Raw genomic sequence first — 3825 nt, forward strand, 5'->3', positions numbered from 1 at the left:
GCCAACTGGTCGGCGCCGCCGCCCCCGGTGCCGGGCCGCGGCCCGACCCCGTACGGCGACTGGCTCTGCGAGGTCTTCGACCTGTGGTGGGACCTGCCCCGGCCGTCGCCGCGGGTGCGGCTGTTCACCGAGGTACTCGGGCTGCTGCTGGGCCGGCCGAGCAGCTCGGAGGCCGTGGGCCTGTCGCCCGTCACGGCGGTCGTGGTGGAGAGCGACGGCGCCATCGAGCAGATCGACTCGCTCAAGTCCGTGTACGAGGGCGCGGCCGACACCGGCCTCGACGTCTTCCGCAACTCCTTCGACGAGGCGCTGGACCACCCCGGCATCGCCGCCCGGCAGCTGGGGCTGCGGGCGCTGTCGGCGCAGTGCCGCCGCTGCGCGGTCGTCGCGGTGTGCGGCGGCGGCAACTACGCGCACCGCTTCCGGGCCGGCGAGGGGTTCCGGAACCCCTCCGTGTACTGCGCCGATCTGGAGCGGCTCATCAGGCACGTCGCCGACCGTCTGGAGACCGCGGTGACGGCGCAACGGAAGGTCACCGCCGGGCCGCCGTGCGTGAGCTGACGGGCCACCAGATGCGATACTGTGCCCTAGGGCCTGGCGTCAATCTCCCGTCGTTCGCCCGCAAGGCAGGCGGCGCGGCGGCTGGTGCGTGCGATCGCAAGGCGGGGGGTCGACCGCATAGTGGGCCCATCCGGTCGATCCCGACAGCGCGGCGCGTGTGCGTGCCCGCGTCGCGACGCGGGCGGGAGACCGACGGCAGGGCCAAGGTCGGCAGGCCCAGGACGGCCCGCCTCGACACTGGAGGGAGACGGTCGTATGGCCGAACCCATCAGCATCAGTTACGCGGGCTTCAACCGCCCCTGGGCGGCCTGGATCGCCCATCAGCTGGAGCTGCTCGGACACCCCACCTCGATGCTGCGCTGGAGCCCCGTGCCCGGCCGGCCGCTGGTCGAGGAGCTGGCGGGGTTATTGGCGGCGCCCGACCGGATCCTGCTGGTGCTCGACGACTGGTTCTTCGGCCTCGGTCCGCGTGAGGCGGACGAGTGGAACGAAGCCCTCCGGACGATCATCCCGCAGCACGGGCAGCGGTTCGCCGCCGCCAGCGTGGCCACCGACATGCCGGTCGCCGCTGCGGCGCTCGCGCCCGTCGACCTCCGCGACCTCGGCACCGTCGAGGCCCGGCGCCGCGTCCTGACCCGGCTGGGCATCGACCCGGACACCCCCGTGCGCCCGGACCGCGAGCCCGAGCGGGCCCCGCGGTTCCCCAACGACCCGCCGGTGGTCTTCAACACCCCCCGCCGCAACTACCGGTTCACCGGCCGCGACGACATCCTGGAAGAGCTGCACGGCACGCTCTCCTCCGCCGGCCAGGGCGCCAGGATCGCGCTGTCCGGCATCTCCGGCGTCGGCAAGAGCCAGATCGCCGTCGAGTACACGCACCGGTTCGGCAACGACTACGACGTCGTCTGGTTCGTCAACGCCAGCTACCGGATGACGGCCCGCGAGCAGCTCGCCGACCTCTCCGTACGGCTGAACCTCCCGGTCGGCAGCAACATCGGCGACCGGCTCCGCCGGGTCCGCGAGGCGCTGCGCTCCGGCCGCCCGTACCGCCGCTGGCTGGTGGTCTTCGACAGCGCCGACGAGATGGAGCTGATCGACGACATCATCCCCGAGGGCGAGGGGCACGTGCTCATCACGACCCGCACCCGGGACTGGGCCGTCAGCGGCGGCGCCCAGGAGATCGAGGTCCCGCACTTCTCCCGGGAGGAGAGCGTCGCCTTCGCCCGCCGCCGCGCCCCCCGGCTCTCCGAGGCGGACGCGGACGGGCTGGCCGAGGCGGTGCAGGACCTGCCGCTGGTGCTGAGTCAGACCGCGGCGTGGCTCGACTCCAGCACGATGGCGCCGGCCGAGTACATCGAGCTGCTGCGCGACAAGGAGCCCGGCAAGGTCGGCATCAGCATCGGCTCCGACTACCCGATGGGCTTCCTGACCAGCTGGTCGATAACGCTGAACGGGATGCGCGAGAAGGCCCCGGCGGCGGCCGCGATGCTCAACCTGCTCGCGTGCTTCTCCCCGGACAACATCCCCGTGTCCCGCATCGTCGAGCGCAGCGACCAGCTGCCGCCGTATCTGGCGGAGTTGGCGAACGACCCCATCAGCTGGCACTCCGCCCTGCGCCGGCTGTCGGAGTCCACCGCAGTCACCATCGACTACCTCACCGACCCTACGCCGGAGACCGAGGTCGAAAAGGTCCAAATGCACCGTCTGTACCACCGCTTCCTGCGGAGCGACCTCCCCGAGGAGGAGCGGGAGGCCATGTCGGCGACCGCCTGCCGGATCCTCGCCGCGGCCGACCCCCGCCGGCCCACGGACACGCGGGAGTGGGGGAGGTACGCGGAGCTGCTGCCGCATCTGCAGCCGGCCGGTGCGATGGAGAGCTCCGATCCGGCGGTGCAGGAGCTGGTCCTGCACTGCATCGACTACCTGCTTCAGCGCGGCGAGTTCCGCGCCGCGCTGAAGATGTGCGAGCTGGCCCTCGCGCCGTGGAACATCCGGCTCGAACCCACGCACCGCTCGATGATCACGCTGGTGCACCGGCACGCCGAGGCGCTGCGCAACCTCGGCCGCTACCGCGAGTCCGAGGCCGTCGGCCGCCGGCTGGTGGAGGTGCTGAGCCCGGTGCGCGACGGGGAGGACCCCGACCTGCTGCGGGCCAGGAACGGCCTGAGCGGTGCGCTGCTGGGCCTCGGCGAGTACGAGGCCGCGCGCGTGGACTTCGACGACGTACGGCAGAAGTACGCCGACCTCCTCGGCGAGGACCACCCGCGCACCATGGCGCTGCGCAGCAACCTCGCCCTCACCCTCGCGCTGCTCGGGCGGTACCAGGAGGCGCTGGAGATCCACCGCGCCGTGCTCGTCGAGCGGGAGCGGCGGCTGCGCACCCGCCACCACCAGACCATGGCCACCGGTACGCGCTACGCCTGGATGCTCCGCCTCCTCGGCCGCTACGAGGAGGCCCACTCCCGGCAGCTGCGCAACGTCGCGCTGCACCGGCAGATCATGGGCGAGCACAACCCGCAGACGCTGCGCGCCGAGCACAACCTCGCGCTGTGCATGCGCCGGCTGGGCAAGCTCGCCGAGGCCGACCGCGCCATGGAGTCCGTGGTCGAGCGGTTCACGCAGGTCCAGGGCCCCCGGCACCCCGAGACCCTGATGGTCGAGGCCGACTACGCGACCTTCCTGCGCGAACACCGCGACCTGCACCGGGCCCGGGAGCTGGCCGAGTCGGTCAACCGGCGGTACGAGGCGATGCTCGGCGAGCAGCACCCGTTCACCGCCGGCACCCTCGGCAACGTCGGGCTCGCCCTGTGGCCCACCGGCGACTGGCAGGAGGCGTCCGAGGTCGCGGAGCTGGCGCTCACCCGCATGACCGCCGCCGTCGGCCCCGCGCACCCGTGGACGCTGGGCTGCGCGCTGAACGCGGCCGCCACCCGCAACCGGCTGGACAACCTCGACCACGCCGAGGAGCTGAGCCGCCAGACGCTGGACACCGTCAGAGAGGTCCTCGGCCCCCAGCACCCCATGGCGCTGTCGGCCATGATGGCGCTCGCGGACGACCTGCGCTCGCAGCGCCGCTCGCAGGAGGCGAAGAAGGTGGAGCGGGAGGCGATGCAGGTCCTCAGCGACACGCTGGGCGCCGACCACCCGCACACCATCGCGTCGCGCCGCCGGGAGCGCCCGTACTGGGACTTCGAGCCGCAGCCGACGTAGCGCGCGGCGCGGGACTCCGCGCCCGTACGCGACACAGAAAGGGCCCCGCGCCAG

General features: G+C 72.9%; 1 protein-coding gene and 1 pseudogene. Both read left to right on the forward strand.

Features of this window, described 5'->3' with window-relative positions; genetic code table 11:
• Positions 1-561: pseudogene (locus H5J30_RS21390) on the forward strand (FxsB family cyclophane-forming radical SAM/SPASM peptide maturase); the annotation flags it as partial.
• Positions 562-816: 255 nt separating this feature from the next.
• Positions 817-3771, forward strand: coding sequence for an FxSxx-COOH system tetratricopeptide repeat protein (gene fxsT / locus H5J30_RS21395; RefSeq protein WP_181789009.1), 2955 nt, complete (start codon positions 817-819; stop codon positions 3769-3771).
• Positions 3772-3825 lie beyond the last annotated feature (54 nt).

The organism is Streptomyces phytophilus (genome assembly GCF_013870535.1).
In the GTDB taxonomy this organism is placed as follows: Bacteria; Actinomycetota; Actinomycetes; order Streptomycetales; family Streptomycetaceae; genus Streptomyces; species Streptomyces phytophilus.